Below are 14,905 nucleotides of genomic sequence, written 5' to 3' on the forward strand. Positions count from 1 at the left end.
AGTGATAAAGATTAAAGTATATAAAAAATATAGTCTTTTATGAATGAATAATTCAACAAAGCGATTAACTTTTTATAAATTTAGCACCAAATATTTATTTTAATGGAAATTCAAGTAGCGAAAAGATTACAACATACAGAAGAATATTACTTTTCGAAGAAATTAAGAGAGATAGATGAGATGAATAAAGCAGGTGCTCAAGTGATTAACCTTGGGATAGGAAGTCCTGACTTACCGCCTCATCCTGAAGTGATAAAAGTGTTGAGCGAACAAGCGGCACAAAACAATACACACGGCTATCAAAATTACAAAGGCGCTCCTGTCCTTCGTCAAGCTATGGCTGACTGGTATACGCGCTACTATGGTGTGACTCTTGATTCAAATACTGAGATTTTACCATTAATCGGTTCCAAAGAAGGAATTGTACATATCTGCATGACTTATCTTCAAGAAGGTGATGAAGTTTTAATACCAAATCCAGGCTACCCCGCATATACAAGCGCGGTTCGCGTGACTGGTGCAGCTCCTATTCCATATGCACTGACCTTAGAAAATAATTGGTTGGTAGATTTTGAAGAATTGGAAAAACGTGATTTATCGAACGTCAAGATGATGTGGATTAATTATCCGCATATGCCTACAGGGGCATTAGCAAATAAAGAATTCTTCAAAAAAGTAATAGCTTTCGGTAAGAAACACAATATCCTAATTTGTCATGACAATCCGTATAGCTTTATCTTAAATGATTCTCCAGAAAGTATTCTGTCTGTGGAAGGCGCGAAAGATGTGGCGATAGAATTGAATTCTCTGAGTAAATCATCCAATATGGCTGGATGGCGTATTGGAATGTTGGTGGCAAATGAAGCACGTATCGGAGAGATTCTGCGTTTCAAGAGCAATATGGATTCAGGGATGTTTTTACCCATGCAATTAGCTGCCGCAAAAGCATTGAGTTTAGACAAATCATGGTATACACAGCTAAATGATGAATATTCTGAGCGTCGCAAAACAGTATTTGAAATCATGGATTTGTTAAATTGCACATACGATTTGAATCAAGTTGGGTTATTCGTCTGGGCACAGATTCCAAAAGGCTTCAAAAACTCCTATGAACTTTGCGATAAAATTCTTTATGATGCTAAAGTTTTTATTACGCCAGGTGGTATATTTGGCACTGCTGGTGAGCAATTTATACGCATAAGTCTATGTGCAAATAATGAAACTTTAGAAAAAGCCATAGCTCGAATTAAGGCAAATATTTAACACGATTAGAAATAATAAAAATATGAATATAGCTATCGTCGGAATAGGTTTGATAGGTGGTTCTGTTGCTCTCCGACTTAAGGAAACTGGATTCGTGCAAAAAGTCATCGGTGTGGATAAAAGCGAAATCAATCAAAACAAAGCTTTACAACTGGGGTTGGTTGACGAAATTCAAGACTTAGATAATGCAATTGCATCTTGTAAAATTATTGTTTTGACAACTCCTGTAGATGCCATTATGCAATTGGCTCCCTATATTTTGGACAAAATTACCGATCAGGTAGTCATTGATATGGGCTCTACAAAAATCAATATCTTGCAAAAAATTGCGGATCATCCGAATCGTGGTCGATATGTAGCAGCGCACCCAATGGCTGGTACTGAATATTCTGGTCCTGAAGCTGCATTGCCGAACTTGTTTAAAGACAAGAACATGGTGTATGTAGAAGCATTCAAATCAGATGAAGATGCTTTTGATCTGGCAGATGCTTTGACGGATTCCTTGGAGATGAAATCTCTATTTATGAATGCGGAAGAGCATGATGTACATACGGCATATGTGTCGCATATTTCGCACTTGACATCTTTTGCATTAGCGTTAACGGTATTAGAAAAGGAAAAATCACAAGGTAGGATTTTTGAATTAGCGGGTTCGGGTTTTGAGTCGACTGTCCGTTTGGCAAAATCTTCTCCTGATATGTGGACACCTATTTTCAAACAAAATAGAGAGAATGTATTGGAAGTGTTAGAAGAACATATCAAACAGCTGCAGAAATTGCACAATAAACTTGAGAAAGAGGATTACGATGGTCTTCATAAGCTTATTAAAAAGTCAAATAAAATTAAACGAATTATCAAATAATGCACTTTACGCCACTTGAAAATGCGCTTGTTTCTTTAAGAAAATTAGAGAGAAAAGATTTTGATGCACTTTTTCAAGTGGCTTCTGATCCTGTTATTTGGAAAGATCATCCCGATTTTACACGATATACATCAGAAGGATTTAAAATATATTTTGAACACTTACTAAATACGAATTATCCATTGATAGTTATCGATAAGAATTCAAATAAAGTTATCGGTGCTACATCTTATTATGAGCATAATCCTCAAGAAAAAAGCATTGCTATTGGCTACACGTTTTTAGCGATGTCGCATCGAGGTGGTAAATTCAATCGGTCCATGAAACAGTTAATGATTGATTATGCTTTCCAGTATGTAAACCAAATAATTTTTCATGTTCGATCCACTAATTTCAGATCACAAGCTGCTTTACATAAAACCGGTGCACGCAAAACAAAAGAATACCCCTTACCAAGTGATCCAAATAGTATTCAATATGTATATGGGATCGATAAAAAAGAGTATTTAACCTCTTCCGCGCTCCACTAAAACCATTAAAGCCAAACTTAGCACAAATCTTTCTTCGTTGACATCGCTTGTAGTTAATTTTTCTACTGTAAATTTTCTTCCAAAAAATGAAGGTTCTTTTCTGATTTCAAACAAAGCTTCTCCCTCTGTTGTAGACAGAATATAAGAAGGATTAAATACATAGCCTGATAGCATTCCAATTATTGGAATTTCACCAAAGATTCCATCCCACATTTTGACAAAAGCATTTTTTTCTTGAATAGTGCTATCATGATTTTCCTGCTCATTCATCAATTTGAATGTAGCTTTCCAAAACGATCGAATACTTTTTCTTCTCACCGAACCTACAACATTTCCTTGTGTATTTGTTATGGTAAAAGTCTGCTGAAAATCAATGAGTCTATTAGATTTAATTTCATACAGCAGTTCATTTCTAGAAGAATCGCTATATACTTTCATTTGATCTCTCCACGTCAAAATCTTTTCACGCACATAGAAAAGCGTATTTCCTAAGGCATCTTTAGCTTCAAAATCATTTGATAATGTACCAATCTTAAATTTAAAACTCAGCGGGTAATTATATGGCGTCATAATTATCAGTTTTCAATTGACAAAATATAAAAAATCCCAAACATTGTGATGTTCGGGATTAACATTTTTAAAATATAATATCTAATACTTAAATTTTAACTTATCAAATACTTTTGACCACAACCAAATTGGACCTATTATGAGTAAGCTCCAAAAATCCTTACCTGATACAGATTTTTCCTTTTTAGTGTAAACCCATAAGCCTAGTAATCCTACTATTGCAATAATGGAACAAACCAAAATAACAGTTGGTCCACCGTCACGTTCTACATATTCCAATTGTACGATAAAAAAGCTCATGATTGCAATAGAAAATAATGCCGCATACGATAAAGTAGGTGCTAATTTCAAGTAAAAATAAACGATAATAGCAATATAAAATGACCCCCAATTTAAAAAAGTCTGTGCGTTCATCTTCTTAAGAAATTCCAATTGTGGAAATGGAATCATCCATACTAGCCCCATTACACCAAAAAAAGCAAGTGTAAGAAAAAAAGCATACAGAGATTTATTTCCTTGAAAGGTATTATCTAAAATTTTGAATTGAATATCTACTTCTCGCTGTATATTGTTGGCATCTTTGTTTTCGTTTTTCTTTGCTATTTTTTTCATAAAGCAAATCTAAACATTATTGCAAAATTAATTGTATGCATTTTTTTACAAAGCATTTTTATAAGCGCTGCAACTAATAACTTAAATAGTTTAAGCTGCAAGTTAGTCATCCTAAAACAAAAAACTAAATCTTAAATATTTTATTTTGAACAAAATTCCAATCACAACAGAGAAACTAATTATCTCATTATGATATTTATTGCAAACCAATAAAATTTTACACTAAAAATAATAAAAAGCACTATTTATAGGTATATTTGGCTTACCAAACAACTACCCTATAATATGTCTATTGAAATTAAAAATGAAAAATGGAAAAATCTCTTCGATAAACAAAGTTCTAAAACAACTACAGAAGAAGAGAACAAATCATTAGTCGACAGTTACTATTTTATTTTTGACTGCCAAACAAATTTTATATCATTTATGAATACAGCATTTCATATCATCACTGGTTATAATGCATCCACGTTCACGGTCGAAGATTTGATTGAAATTATTCATCCTGAGGATAAAAATTATTTTTTCGAATGCGAAGAGAAAGATTTGTTATTTAAAAATAAATTAAGATTCAATGAGCATTTCAATTATTTATATTCTTATACGTACAGGATAAAAACTATTGAGGGATATTATATTACAATTAAACAAACTTGCCAGGCATTAGAAGTTAATAATAAAGGTGATTTAACAAAAACACTCGTAATACATCAGCGCATTAATGAGTATGTAGATAAGCCGATAAATGACCATAGAATTTACGATAAAACTAGAAATATTTTTCTCGATACAGAGAATTGCTATAAGTTAACTAAAAGGGAGTTAGAAATATTGAGATTAGTTCAAGATGGTCTCAACAGTACAGAAATCGCAGATAAACTTTGTACAAGTAAATATACGGTAGATACGCATCGTAAAAATATTCTTAACAAAACGAATTCAAACAACTTTATCGATTTGATAAGAAAACTTTCACAAGCATAAATAAGGCTTATAAATAAAAAGAGTTCTTGAAATTTCTTTCAAGAACTCTACTAATCCCAAATTACATAAAAAATTTATCCTAGCACATCCCGAATATCGATATCTTTATCGAACATCGTTTTGGCAAATGGACATAACGGAACTATCTTAATATTATGTTCTCGTGCGAAATCTACCGCTTTAGATAAAAGAATTTTCCCTATTCCTTTACCTTTCTGATTTTCATCAACCTCGGTGTGATCTATTATTATTTTATCAGATCCTGCTTTTGAATAGGTCATTTCACCTATTTTTTTTCCTTCTTCTATTGCCGTAAATGATCCTTTGTGACCGATTTCTTCTTGTTTTATTACCATAGCTCTAATTATCCGTTATCATATACAACAATAATCACTTTATAATTGTTTTATTTATACACTTAATAGTGATTTACAAAGGATTCTACTATTTTTGTCGATTAGTATCTATACAATCAGCACTTACATCCAATGACATTGAAACTTTACCGCAATATATTAAACTCACTAATTTTAACTCTTATAATTGGTTTATCTACCGCCAAGGCTCAAATGATAGAGAATAATCCACCATTAGATACATTGAAAAATATAAACTTAATGGTTATAGATTCGCTACAAATCCCTGATACTCTTTACGATGTTGTAGATTTATTTAAAGATATAAATCCTATACGCAATAAAAGTAAAGAAAATTTTTCAAAAAAACGTTCACCAATTTCATATTTACCAAATATAAATTATAATCCAAGTATAGGATTTCAAATCGGTGTAAAAGCTGTAGGCGGTGTTTATTTTGGAGATAAGAAAAACACGAGTATGTCTGTTTTTGCTACAGCCTTGAACTATACCACGCAAGGAATCATAGTAGGCTATTTATTTCATGACACCTATACACGAGAAAATAATTGGAACCTTAAAGGGAGTTTGCATATTGCGAAGATGGTTGGGCTAGATTATGGTCTCGGAATGGGAGTACCAATAGAGAATCCTACGGATGAAGAGGTTATCTTGACTAATCCCGAAAGGACACGATATGTCAACAATTACACAGTATATGGGTTTAGCGAACGGATTTATAGACAATTATCTGATAATCTATTCCTTGGCGCAGGAGTTTACTTCGATTTGAAAAGAAATATTCGAACAGTAGGTGGATCTGAAAACAATCCGCTCGAAGCATACAGTGTAAAATATGGCTACAATCCAGAAATGAATAACAATAATGGATTGATGGTGAACTTGCAATATATGACTCGTGATAATCCAAATAGTGCATATAAAGGTATCTACACGGATGTAGTGCTCCGTGCCAATCAAACATGGTTAGGGAGTTCACAAGAAGGATTTCAGTTGTTAACCGATTTTAGAAAATATTGGCAATTATCACAAAGAACACCAAATCACGTATTGGCATTTTGGTATTATGGATCTTATAATGTGGGTGGAGACCTAGGGTATTTGGATTTACCCGGAACAGGAAAAGATCCCTATGCAAGATCAGGACGCGGTTATACCAATGGTTACTTCAAAGGTAAATCCTATGCCTATGGCGAATTGGAATATAGATTCCCCATTCTGCGTAATCAATTCTTAAGCGGTGTTGTATTTGGAAATATTCAAACTATAGACGACAAAATTGGCAGCAAGCTGTTCAGACAATGGCAGCCTGCGGGTGGTGTAGGACTGCGTGTATTATTCAATAAATTGACACGAACCAACTTATGTATCGATTATGCATTCGGTAAATTTGGACAAAAAGGTTTATTTTTAGGCCTTAACGAAGCTTTCTAATTTAAAATTTATTTATGAAATATTGTTTATTAAGTATTTTACTTACTTCTTCACACTTATTATTTGCCCAGACAGATACCTTAAATAATGAAAATATTGAATTGCAACCCGTAGAAGTCAAACAATATTTCAGCAAGCAAGCAGTCTTGCAATTAACAAATAGCGCACATACTATCTCTAGATCAGTATTGCAATCACAAAGCCCTGTAGCTCTAACATCCGCAATAAACACCGTTGCAGGGATTCGAATGGAAGAGCGATCACCAGGTTCATACCGTATAGGAATGCGAGGTAGCTTAGTACGTTCACCTTTTGGTATTCGAAATACAAAGATTTATATAGATGAATTGCCGTTGACGGATGCTGGAGGTAATACTTACTTGAATTTATTGGACCCCAATTCCCTTTATGCGATACATATTATTAAAGGACCGGATGGATCCTTATTTGGCGCTAATTCTGGTGGAGTAATACGTATAAATCCTTACGGCTATTCCAAGACTAATAACACAGTGGATTTACAATTATCTGCTGGATCATTTGGTCTATTCCAACAAAATTTAGGTATTAAGCAGAAAATAAGTGATAAATATAATCTGGCATTCAATCAATCTTATTTGACTTCGGAAGGTTATAGAGATCATTCCGCTTTCCAACGGAAAACTTTTCAAACAGCCCAACAATACCAATATAATTCAAAAGGAGCATTAAAGCTATTTGCTTTGTACACGGATTTGGATTACCAAACACCAGGCGGTCTAACGCTAAAACAATACGAAGAAAACCCAAAAGCTGCAAGACCAGCAGCTGGACCGAATCCGAGTGCTGAAGAACAGCAAGCGACAATATATAACAAAACCATTTACGGTGGAATTAGCCACGAATATCAAATCTCAAACAATCTTTCACATTTTGTCGGTATTTTTGGATCGCACACTGATTTTGAAAATCCATTCATTACCAATTACGAATTTCGTACGGAGAAAAATTTAGGCGCACGAACTTTCCTATCATATCAAGACAGTGACAAATCCATACCATTTCAATTCCAAATTGGTTTAGAAGCTCAAAATGCTTGGAACAAGATTGATAATTTTGACAATAATAAAGGTATTGCTGGCGATCCGCAAGCGAATGATATCCTTGATAATCAACAATTAAATATCTTCTCCCGTGCACAAATTGATCTCACAAAAAATTGGATGATTGAGGGATCACTAGGATGGAATAAAAATAGCATTACATATGAAACCCTCTATCCTACAGAGAATATTACTAAGAGTGATATAGCGTTTAAAGACGTCTGGATGCCGCGTATGGCAACTTCATATCAGCTTGCCAACACAATGGCAATTCGTGCCTCAATTTCAAAAGGCTACTCTACTCCTACCTTGGCAGAAGTTCGATCATCAGATAATACCATAAATACAAATTTATTAGCAGAAAGCGGTGTTAATTATGAATTAGGCTACAAAATTCAAGGCAAAAACAAACGCTGGCTTTTGGATTTAAGTATATATCAATACAATATGGATAGCGGTATTGTGCGCAATCTTAATGATGCAGGAGTAGAATTTTATGCGAATGCTGGCGAAATTAAACAAAAAGGTGCTGAATTATCGTTTTGGTCGCATTATGAACTCAATACTTCTATCGTAAAATCAATTCAATTTAATATTGCATTGGCATATAACCATTATAGATTCGGTAATTACATAAATGGTACGACAAACTTTAGTGGAAATAAAATAACGTCTGTGCCTGATTGGACGCTTTCAAACTCACTGTTCTTGGTGTTTCCTAAACAATTTCAATTAAATATTTACCACAACCATACATCTACAATACCGCTTGATGATGCAAATACATTCTTTTCGGATGCGTACGATTTGGTTCAAGCCAAATTAAACTGGAGTACACGCCTACCTAATCTTAATTCTAGACTTACATTTTTCATCGGAATTGATAATGTTTTGAATCAAAAATATAGTTTAGGAAATGATATCAATGCTTTCGGCGGAAGATTCTATAATGCTGCTGCTACACGCAATTATTACACGGGTCTAAAATTTTCATTTGAAAACAATTAATTAACTTTAATGTATAGTCTCTAAAACTTTTTTCGCAAACGTTTGTTCATTATATAAATCAACTTACGTGCACAATGTCTTTAGAAATTCTATATCAAATTAAAAATGAGGATAGCCCTTTTTGGGTATTTGCTATCCACGAAGGTCATCAAATCAGTGAAGAGTTAAAACCTTATATTGCCCTTTCTGAAGCGCAAAGACTTCGAGAAGAAGATCCCTTTACTGCAAAAATCGGCGACCTAGCTGTAAACCAATTTATTGTTCACACCTCTAGATTTCAGCTGGATCTAAATCGAGATGTAGAAAATTCAGTTTATCTACACCCTGATCAAGCTTGGAGTTTAAATGTTTTTCGTTCAAACCTTCCTTCAAATTATTTGTTAGAACTATATAGACAACATCAATCTATCTATTATACAATTGAAAGACATATTTCGACTACAATTAAAAAATACGGTTACTTCGTCATTTTGGATATTCACAGTTACAATGCCAAGAGAGAAAGTAGCAATCAAATCGTAGACAAAGAGGCGAATCCACAAATTAATCTTGGAACATATTACAACCAAGACAAGTGGCGGGATTTTATCGATGAATTTGTAGCAGCAATACAGAAACTACACTTAAATAATGAAGATATTGATGTAAGAGAAAACGTGAAATTTAAAGGTGGAAATCTCGCACAACATATTATAAATCAATATGGCGCATTAGGTTGTGTGCTATCTATAGAATTTCGAAAGGATTTTATGGATGAGTGGACTGGAGAACCCTATCTCGATAAGATTGCGCTGAATAATCAACTTTTAAAGAACGTTTTACAGTCTATGAATTTATATCTACAGAAAATTCAAGTATAGTATTAGTGGAAGAAAAATTATTGAAACATATTAAATCATGTATACACAATAGAGAATCTTTTCATGAGCAGATTCCTAATGTAGGCAAAGTAGTATTCAATAAAATCGTTCCCTATTTTTTCTTATACCGTACAGTTGGCTCTGTTGCAAAACAGCGCATGATTTCTGATTTAGCTAAATCGCAATTATCAAGTATTATTTTCAAATATGATGATGAGAATGTCGACAATTGGATCAAAGAAATTGCACAAGAATTAAAATCAGAATTCGGGAGTTGTTTAATCATTGAAATTTGGACTGACAATGACAAAGAAGATGATATTTCGATTCATATCGCCCAAAAAGTTGCTTTACCTTTAGCAGAATACATTCATAAAAACATAAGAACAGAAGCGCCTGATTTACGTTCTTCTATTGTAAAACAACGCAAAACGCCGCATAATCCAGATTACAAACCACTATTTTCACTTAATAAACTTCAAGAAGATAATACATACCTGCTTGGTATAAGCACCAAAAATACATTTATTAATACTGCAGGAAGTATTCTGCCCTTATTAGAAAGACACTTCAGAGAATCGATGAGCAAAGCGCTTTCTAGAACTTTCTTTGAATACCTAAGGCTTTATACAAATTTGAATCCTGCTAAGTTCAAATTAAATGTACACAAGGAAATTACATCCAATATTTTTGAAATTGACAAAGCTTTATTGGCAGAAAGTCAACGATTTGATTTTTTGATGCTCGTTACGCCTACCAATGTGCAAGAAGCATGGCAAACATTTAAAAACTCACGGTACGCAAAGAATCCTGTATTTCAATATCGGCCCATGCCTATAGATCCCGATTTGGTAAAACGCAATCTCTACAACCTTCCGATTGAAGATATTTATGATCCAAATATTGCTTATTTATTTCGTGACAAAAGACGAGAATTGGATGAAATGATGAGTATGTTGGCAGATCGCAATACACCTGATTTCGTGCATGGAAGTCTACAAGTTTTTGGAAATGTAAGCGACAAGCTGATGCATGTGGCAGAAGCCATCATTACAGTTATCGACAATAATAAAACAAATACCCCGAAAGGTGAAGAAAAATTAAATGCGCAACAATTTGCACAATTAGCTACACAAGAAATTGAGTATTTAAAATTACAATATCCTGAACTAAATACGACTGTGCGTGTTCGTAATGACGTATCAGGTGTGATGGTAAATCGTGGAGTACTAAATATCAGTTCAAATTATAAAGTTTCGAAGGAAAGAGCGGAAGCATTGATTCAGCATGAGGTTGGTACGCATATCGCCACCTACTTCAATGGTAAATCTCAATTATTGCAATTGTTTAGTCAAGGCGTACCAGGCTATGAAAAACTACAAGAAGGTTTAGCTGTATTTGCTGAATACATGGTTGATGGTCTAAACAATGAACGTTTAAGAATCTTAGCTGCACGTGTGATTTGCGTTCGACACATGTTGATGGGTAATTCTTTTATAGATACGTTTTCCATGCTTGTCGAGCAATATGATTTTGCAGATGAAATTGCATTCTTGATTACAATGCGTGTATATAGAGGTGGTGGTTTGACGAAGGATGCTGTATATCTACAAGGGCTGATAGAACTTTTAGAATACCTAAGAGCTGGAAACGATATTAACATTTTGACTATTGGTAAAATTCGAAAAGATTATATCCCAATTATACAGGATTTGATTCAGAGAGGATATTTACGATCACCAGCAATTATTCCTCGCTATTTATCCGATGTATATTCATCACGTTTGGAACTAATAAGAAAAGAAGGGTCCATATTTAAACTTATAAAATAATTATATGAAAATCGCATTTTTAATTAATCAAACACACAAAGAGGAAGCATATTTCACTACTACTTGGATGGCTTTGCATGCCTTGAGGCGTGGACATATAATTATGTATATTGGTTTGTCCGATTTTGTATACGTTGATGATACTCATATCGATGCACATGTACGACAAATCCATCCTAATGAAACTGTTTTGGATAACGAAGATCTGTTGGAAAAATTAAAAAAACAGCAGAAAGAACGTATTTCAATGTTGGACGTAGACGTATTATGGTTACGCTTTGATCCAGTAATGGATATGCTTAATAGACCTTGGGCTCCAGCAATGGGGTTGCAATTCGCTCAATTGTTGAAGAAATTAGGTCGATTTGTCATCAATGACCCTGATGAATTGATTCAAGCGAGCAACAAACTTTACTTGGAAAACTTTCCAAGAGAAATTCGTCCAAAAACTGTCGTAACACGTAATTATGGAGATATTTTGGATTTTATGAATATCCAAAATGATAAAATAATTTTAAAACCACTCAAAGGTTCTGGTGGTAAAAATGTCTTTATGATTAGTCCTAATGAATTGCATAACTTAAAACAAACAGTGGAAGTCATTGCACGAGATGGTTACGTCATTGGTCAGGAATATTTGCCAGAAGCTACCAAGGGTGATATGCGTTTTTTCTTACTAGATGGTGAACCAATTGTGATAAATGGAAAATATGCAGCTTTGCAACGCGTACAACCTAAAGGTGAAATTCGCAGCAATATTCACCAAGGTGCTAAAGCTGAGGTAGCCAACGTCACTGAAGATGTATTAGCCTTAGTCAAGAAAGTTTCTGCTAAACTGCGATCGGATGGTATGTATCTTGTTGGTTTGGATATTGTAGGTGATAAAATTATGGAGATTAATGTATTCAGTCCAGGCGCATTGAGTGCTGCTAGTAGTTTGAATGAAGTGGATTATATAGCCTATTTGATTCAAGATGTAGAAGAAAAAGCAAAAAACTATTACGCAAAGTAATAGCTCAGTTTTAATTTTAATACCTTTGAAATAGTACTACAGATAAAATCTACAATGAATTTATATACTATTGATACAGGTTTCTTTAAGCTAGATGGTGGCGCAATGTTTGGCGTTGTTCCTAAATCCTTGTGGCAACGCACCAATCCAGCGGATGAAAATAATCTATGTACTTGGGCAAATCGACTTTTATTGATTGAAGATGGAAAGAGATTAACACTTGTTGATACCGCTTTGGGTGATAAGCAAGATGCCAAATTCTTTGGGCACTATTTCATTCATGGAGATGATACACTGGATAAATCCTTAGCAAAATTTGGATTTCATAGGGATGATATTACAGATGTGTTTTTGACGCACTTGCACTTTGATCATTGCGGTGGTGCAATAAAACTAGAAGGCGATAAATTTGTCCCTGCATTTCGAAATGCGAAATTCTGGAGTAACCAAAAACATTGGGAATGGGCGAATGTTAATCCTAATCCAAGAGAAAAAGCTTCTTTTTTGAAAGAAAACATTTCGCCTATTCAAGAATCTGGTCAATTGAATTTTATTACTGAAGATCAAAATTATGATACCAATATTAGTGTGCGATATGCTTACGGACATACAGAGGCGATGATGTTGCCTCAAATCGAGTACAAAGGAAAAACTATTCTGTATATGGCGGATTTATTGCCGTCTGTAGGACATATTCCACTCCCCTATGTGATGAGTTATGATGTACGTCCGCTGGTCACGATGGAAGAACGAAAATCGTATTGGCAGGAAGCTGTAGATAAGGAATATATCTTATTCTTCGAACATGATCCTGTAAATGAATGCTGTACTTTACAACATACAGAAAAAGGTATTCGTGTCAAAGACATCTTCAAATTATCAGAAATATAATAAAGGAAAGCAAATTTGCCTTCCTTTATTCATTGCTATAAACTTTACTTAACCAAACAAATAGGGGTTTATTTAAGTTTGGAATAGCAATATTCTCACGTTTCATTATTTCATCAAAAATATCGGAAATTAGCAAATCATCACGATTTGTAAATAATGAAATTCCGTAATTGTGTTGCGGTTGGAATATAAAAATATTGTGAAAACCTGTGCTTTCGCCCGAATGGAATAATGTTAAATTACCATCATTAGTTATTGTTAAAAATAAACCTAAACTGTAATAAATGCCATCTTTAACCTTAATTTTATACTTTTCTAAATCTTTGAAAAACTGAGGTGTGAAAAGCGAATTGCCTTTGTCCATCCATTTTTTATAATCAAGAGCTGAAATATACACTCCACCATCGCCTCTAGTAGCTGATGTAATGCTTTGATCTGCAAATTGGAAGTCAGATTGATTTGGCTTGTAACCAAAAGCTCTATCTAGAAAAGTTTCTGGAGCAGATATTTGAGCGGATGTCATAATTAGCGTATCGAAAATGCGCTTTTTACAAAATTCTTCATAGCTCTCATTTGTAATACGTTCCACAATTAACGACAATAAACAATACGCTGTATTGCTATATCTAAATTGTGTACCAGATTCAAAATGTACAGAATCCAAATCTTGAATTAAATGTAGTACATCATTATCTGTCAATTGTTGTTTTTGATCCTCAGGAATGAAATTTTCATAATCAACTAATCCCGAACTGTGGTTTAAAAGATGTTTAATTTTCACCGAAGAAGCTTTTTGTGGAAGTTCGGGTAAAATATCTTTTAATGGTGTTTCGAAATCTACTTTTCTATCTTGAATGAGTAAATAAACGGCCATCGCTGTAAATTGCTTGCTGACTGAAGCCATTCTAAATCTTGTTTCTGGGCTAATCGCAATATTCTGTTCGACATGGGCAAGTCCTGTAGCTGTAATTTCTACTTCAGAATTATTCTTTATCAACAAAATTCCGCCTGGAGAGTGTTGATTTGCATAAATTTTTTTTAATGTGTTATTAGATTCTTGTCCGAATACAACTGTACATATAATTACACTCAAAATAATTTGGATAAATTTTAGCATCTTACAAAATTGAGATTAATTCCATTTCGAAAATAAGTGTACAATTTCCGCCACTTGTTGGAGTCAATGCCTCAAATCCATATGCTAAATTAGGCGGGACATACAAAATCCATTTGCTCCCGACAGGCATTAATGTCAAAGCCTCTTGCCAACCCTTTATGAGTTCATGTACGAAGAAAGCTTCAGGACGTTTTCTTTTATAAGAACTATCAAAAACCTCTTCGTTCAAAAGTTTTCCTTTGTAATGGCACAAAACTTTATCCTTTTTGTTTGGAATCTTTCCAGTTCCTTCTTGTACAATTTCATATTGTAATCCAGAAGGCAAAACAATTACTTGTTCTCTTTCACCGTTTTCTTTAAGAAACTGTTCTCCTTCAAGTAAATTTTTGGATGCAAGATCTTTAATTTTTTTAAGGTAGCTATTTGATTTAGACATAAAGTAAAAATAAAACAAAAAGCCGTATAGTTCAT

Annotated in this window: 15 protein-coding genes; 10 read left to right on the plus strand and 5 right to left on the minus strand. The window is 33.8% G+C overall.

Annotation, left to right across the window (positions count from 1 at the left end; genetic code table 11):
- Positions 1-102: 102 nt before the first annotated feature.
- Genes GOQ16_RS11240 through GOQ16_RS11250 form a run of 3 tightly spaced genes read left to right on the plus strand, consistent with a single transcriptional unit; the run spans position 103 to position 2,655 of the window.
- On the plus strand, positions 103-1,263 hold the full coding sequence (locus GOQ16_RS11240) for a pyridoxal phosphate-dependent aminotransferase (protein ID WP_160069370.1): 1,161 nt from the start codon (positions 103-105) through the stop codon (positions 1,261-1,263).
- A gap of 4 nt (positions 1,264-1,267) precedes the next feature.
- Complete coding sequence (locus GOQ16_RS11245; protein ID WP_262886256.1) at positions 1,268-2,125, plus strand: prephenate dehydrogenase; 858 nt, start codon at positions 1,268-1,270, stop codon at positions 2,123-2,125.
- A complete protein-coding gene (locus GOQ16_RS11250) occupies positions 2,125-2,655 on the plus strand; it encodes a GNAT family N-acetyltransferase (RefSeq protein WP_160069372.1) in 531 nt (176 codons plus the stop codon). Before GOQ16_RS11245 ends, GOQ16_RS11250 begins: the two co-directional genes overlap by 1 nt.
- Here the strand turns inward: GOQ16_RS11250 and GOQ16_RS11255 are convergent.
- Together GOQ16_RS11255 and GOQ16_RS11260 are read right to left on the minus strand one after the other, a co-directional pair.
- Positions 2,632-3,225, minus strand: coding sequence for an LURP-one-related family protein (locus GOQ16_RS11255; protein WP_160069373.1), 594 nt, complete (start codon positions 3,223-3,225; stop codon positions 2,632-2,634). The genes GOQ16_RS11250 and GOQ16_RS11255 overlap by 24 nt on opposite strands.
- A gap of 81 nt (positions 3,226-3,306) precedes the next feature.
- The gene (locus GOQ16_RS11260) at positions 3,307-3,837 is read right to left on the minus strand and encodes a DUF962 domain-containing protein (RefSeq protein ID WP_160069374.1); all 531 of its coding nucleotides are present in this window, start codon (positions 3,835-3,837) and stop codon (positions 3,307-3,309) included.
- Positions 3,838-4,122: 285 nt separating this feature from the next.
- On the opposite strand from GOQ16_RS11260, the gene GOQ16_RS17925 reads away from it, so the two are divergent.
- On the plus strand, positions 4,123-4,821 hold the full coding sequence (locus tag GOQ16_RS17925; protein WP_160069375.1) for a LuxR C-terminal-related transcriptional regulator: 699 nt from the start codon (positions 4,123-4,125) through the stop codon (positions 4,819-4,821).
- Positions 4,822-4,895: 74 nt separating this feature from the next.
- On the opposite strand, the gene GOQ16_RS11270 is transcribed toward GOQ16_RS17925, so the two are convergent.
- Complete coding sequence (locus GOQ16_RS11270; protein ID WP_160069376.1) at positions 4,896-5,177, minus strand: GNAT family N-acetyltransferase; 282 nt, start codon at positions 5,175-5,177, stop codon at positions 4,896-4,898.
- Positions 5,178-5,390: 213 nt separating this feature from the next.
- On the opposite strand from GOQ16_RS11270, the gene GOQ16_RS11275 reads away from it, so the two are divergent.
- The 6 genes from GOQ16_RS11275 (at position 5,391) to GOQ16_RS11300 (ending at position 13,317) form a co-directional block, all read left to right on the plus strand.
- On the plus strand, positions 5,391-6,632 hold the full coding sequence (locus GOQ16_RS11275; RefSeq protein WP_240141020.1) for a BamA/TamA family outer membrane protein: 1,242 nt from the start codon (positions 5,391-5,393) through the stop codon (positions 6,630-6,632).
- 14 nt (positions 6,633-6,646) lie between these two features.
- Entirely contained in the window at positions 6,647-8,722 is a 2,076-nt protein-coding gene (locus GOQ16_RS11280; RefSeq protein WP_160069378.1) for a TonB-dependent receptor, read from the plus strand.
- 74 nt (positions 8,723-8,796) lie between these two features.
- Positions 8,797-9,582 carry an N-formylglutamate amidohydrolase gene (locus GOQ16_RS11285; RefSeq protein ID WP_160069379.1) on the plus strand — a complete coding sequence of 262 codons (786 nt, stop codon included), beginning with the start codon at positions 8,797-8,799 and terminating at the stop codon, positions 9,580-9,582.
- Between the two features lie 5 nt (positions 9,583-9,587).
- On the plus strand, positions 9,588-11,414 hold the full coding sequence (locus tag GOQ16_RS11290) for a peptidase MATCAP family protein (protein WP_240141021.1): 1,827 nt from the start codon (positions 9,588-9,590) through the stop codon (positions 11,412-11,414).
- Positions 11,415-11,418: 4 nt separating this feature from the next.
- On the plus strand, positions 11,419-12,426 hold the full coding sequence (locus GOQ16_RS11295) for an ATP-grasp domain-containing protein (protein WP_160069380.1): 1,008 nt from the start codon (positions 11,419-11,421) through the stop codon (positions 12,424-12,426).
- Positions 12,427-12,480: 54 nt separating this feature from the next.
- Positions 12,481-13,317, plus strand: a complete 837-nt coding sequence (locus GOQ16_RS11300; RefSeq protein WP_160069381.1) for an MBL fold metallo-hydrolase — start codon at positions 12,481-12,483, stop codon at positions 13,315-13,317.
- 25 nt (positions 13,318-13,342) lie between these two features.
- On the opposite strand, the gene GOQ16_RS11305 is transcribed toward GOQ16_RS11300, so the two are convergent.
- Positions 13,343-14,434: a serine hydrolase domain-containing protein gene (locus GOQ16_RS11305; RefSeq protein WP_160069382.1), complete on the minus strand. Its 1,092-nt coding sequence runs from the start codon at positions 14,432-14,434 to the stop codon at positions 13,343-13,345.
- Between the two features lies 1 nt (position 14,435).
- Positions 14,436-14,870 (minus strand): FKBP-type peptidyl-prolyl cis-trans isomerase, encoded by a 435-nt coding sequence (locus GOQ16_RS11310; protein ID WP_160069383.1) that lies wholly within the window; start codon positions 14,868-14,870, stop codon positions 14,436-14,438.
- Positions 14,871-14,905: the final 35 nt, after the last annotated feature.

It is taken from the genome of Sphingobacterium bovisgrunnientis, from assembly GCF_009829085.1.
Taxonomy (GTDB): Bacteria; Bacteroidota; Bacteroidia; order Sphingobacteriales; family Sphingobacteriaceae; genus Sphingobacterium; species Sphingobacterium bovisgrunnientis.